Source organism: Mycobacterium colombiense (assembly GCF_003284975.1).
Taxonomy (GTDB): domain Bacteria; phylum Actinomycetota; class Actinomycetes; order Mycobacteriales; family Mycobacteriaceae; genus Mycobacterium; species Mycobacterium europaeum_A.
On the sequence record NZ_QMEU01000213.1, the window covers coordinates 1 to 2,570 of the forward strand.

The 2,570-nt window shown below is 67.7% G+C and carries 2 protein-coding genes and 1 pseudogene; 1 reads left to right on the forward strand and 2 read right to left on the reverse strand.

Annotation, left to right across the window (positions count from 1 at the left end; translation table 11 throughout):
• Positions 1-1,303: DEAD/DEAH box helicase (locus DQP58_RS26475; RefSeq protein WP_133259455.1), on the reverse strand; the 1,303-nt coding region annotated here is incomplete at its 3' end.
• A 279-nt stretch (positions 1,304-1,582) separates the two neighbouring features.
• On the opposite strand from DQP58_RS26475, the gene DQP58_RS26480 reads away from it, so the two are divergent.
• The gene (locus DQP58_RS26480; protein WP_112710978.1) at positions 1,583-2,302 is read left to right on the forward strand and encodes a ferritin-like fold-containing protein; all 720 of its coding nucleotides are present in this window, start codon (positions 1,583-1,585) and stop codon (positions 2,300-2,302) included.
• Between the two features lie 14 nt (positions 2,303-2,316).
• Here the strand turns inward: DQP58_RS26480 and DQP58_RS26485 are convergent.
• Positions 2,317-2,570 (reverse strand): annotated as a pseudogene (locus DQP58_RS26485) (MmpS family transport accessory protein); the annotation flags it as partial.

The following is a 2,570-nucleotide window of genomic DNA, read 5'->3' on the forward strand; positions in this document are numbered from 1 at the left end:
TCTTGTCGTCGCGGTCGCTGCTGCGGCGCTGGCCTTGCGGCTTGCGGGCGGCGCCCACTCGGCCGGCGGCCTCGGCGGGGATGTTCAGCTCGGCGTGCAGATGCGGAGAGTTGGAGTAGGTCTCGGCGGGCTCGGGGGAATCCAGCCCCAGCGCCTTATTAATCAGGGCCCAGCGGGGTAGCTCGTCCCAGTCCACCAGGGTGACCGCGATCCCGGTCTTGCCGGCGCGGCCGGTGCGGCCGATGCGGTGCACGTAGGCCTGCTCGTCCTCGGGGATCTGGTAGTTGATGACGTGGGTGATGTCATCGATGTCGATGCCGCGGGCGGCGACGTCGGTGGCGACCAGCACGTCGATCTCCCCGGACCGGAAGGCCTTCAACGCCTTCTCGCGGGCGATCTGCCCCAGATCGCCGTGCACCGCACCCACCGCGAAACCGCGCTCGGCCAGCTCGTCGGCCACCTTCTGCGCGGTGCGCTTGGTGCGGGTGAAGATCATCGTCGCGCCGCGGCCCTCGGCCTGTAGCACGCGGCTGACCAATTCGACCTTGTCCAGGGCGTGCGCCCGGTAGACGTACTGGACGGTGGTGTCGTGGGTGGCCGCCGAGTGCGGCGCTTCGGCCCGGATGTGGGTGGGCTGGTTCATGAAGGTGCGGGCCAGCGTGATGATCGGGTCCGGCATGGTGGCCGAGAACAGCATCGACTGCCGGTCGGTCGGGATCTGGCGCAGGATCCGCTCGATGTCGGGCAAAAAGCCGAGGTCGAGCATCTCGTCGGCCTCGTCGAGCACCAGCACCGACAACCCGCCCAGTTGCAGGTGGTTCTGTTGGCTCAGGTCGAGCAGCCGGCCCGGGGTGCCCACCACGACGTCGGCGCCGGCGCGCAGCGCCTCGATCTGCGGTTCGTAGGGGCGCCCGCCGTAGATCGGCACCACCGACAGCGGTCGGCCCTCATCGGCGGTCAGGTGCTTGGCCGCCAGCGTCAGGTCATCGGTGACCTGCAGGCACAGCTCCCGGGTGGGCACCACGATCAGCGCCCGCGGCGTGCCGTTGAGCGGGCGGGCGGCGGTGCCGGCGGTGATGCGCTGCAGCAGCGGCACGCCGAAGGCGAAGGTCTTGCCCATGCCGGTGCGGGCCTGGCCGATCAGATCGTCGCCGGCGAGCGCCATGGGCAGGGTCAGTTCCTGGATGGCGAAAGGGCTTTCGATCCCTTTTTCGGCGAGCGCGCGCACGATTTCGTCGCGGACGCCGAGTTGCGCAAATGTCGGTTGGGGGGTCAGTTCGGTTGTGCTTGTGGGTGCGGTCATGCGTGGGTAAGTAGCCTTTCGGTGACGTATCGGGTTGTGTCGGTATTTCTCTGTCGCGGTCACGCGCGCACGAGTTCCGACTCCGAATACGTCGCCGAGTCGCCGGCCCTGGCTCAGTCTGGGAGGGCCCAGTTAGGGCGGGCCAGCTGTGCACGCACATTTCGCCGATAGCGGCTTGAAAAACAAATACGGCATGAATACAGCCGCCATCTACCTACATGATAGCTGGTCGACAGCTGGCTCCCATTTCGCGCTAAGTCAGCCGACTACAGTGTTGCCATGACCCGGCCCTCCTGCGAGCCCTCCGAAACCGATCTGGCCGACGACCAAACCGACGATTCACCCGCCCCGCGGTTGTCGGCCGATCACCCGGGTGTCAACGAGCTGTTCGCGGTCCTGGCCTACGGCGAGATCGCCGCGTTCTACCGGCTCACCGACGAGGCGCGGATGGCACCTGACCTGCGCGGACGGATATCGATGGCGAGCATGGCCGCCGCTGAGATGCAGCACTACGAGCAGCTGCGCGACGCGCTGGAAAGCCGCGGCGTCGACGTAGTGTCGGCGATGTCGAAATACGTCTCGGCGCTGGAGAACTACCACCGGCTGACGATGCCCAGCACGTGGCTGGAGGCGTTGGTGAAGACGTACGTCGGCGACGCCCTGGCGGCCGATCTGTACCTGGAGATCGCCGACCGGCTGCCCGACGAGGTTGCCGACGTGGTGCGCGCGGCGCTGTCGGAAACGGGGCACTCGCAGTTCGTCGTCGCCGAGGTGCGCGCCGCCGTGACGTCCAGCGGCAAGCAGCGCAGCCGACTGGCGCTGTGGTCACGCCGCCTGTTCGGCGAAGCGATCACCCAGGCCCAGTACCTGCTGGCCGACCACGACGAGCTGGTGGACCTGGTGATGGCCGGCGCCGGCGGGCTGGGCCAGCTCAACGCCTTCTTCGACCGGATGCAGCAGACGCACGACCGGCGCATGCACGAACTCGGCCTGAGCTGAGGCCGAGCGTGGACTCAGCGCGCGCAGGTCGCCATGTTCGAGGTGTTGGCCGAGGCGATCACCCGCTGACCGGCGGCGTTGAAGATCGAGCAGCTGAGCTGACCGTAGAAGCTGGTCGCCACCACCGATTCGGTCTGCACGCCCGGGTTCAGCACCACCACCTTCGACCAGGGCAGCGACACGTTGAACTCCGTCTGGGGCACGCCGCGTGCGTCGGTGTAGACGATGTTGACCAGGTCCAGCAGCTGCTTGGTTCCGTTCACGCTGT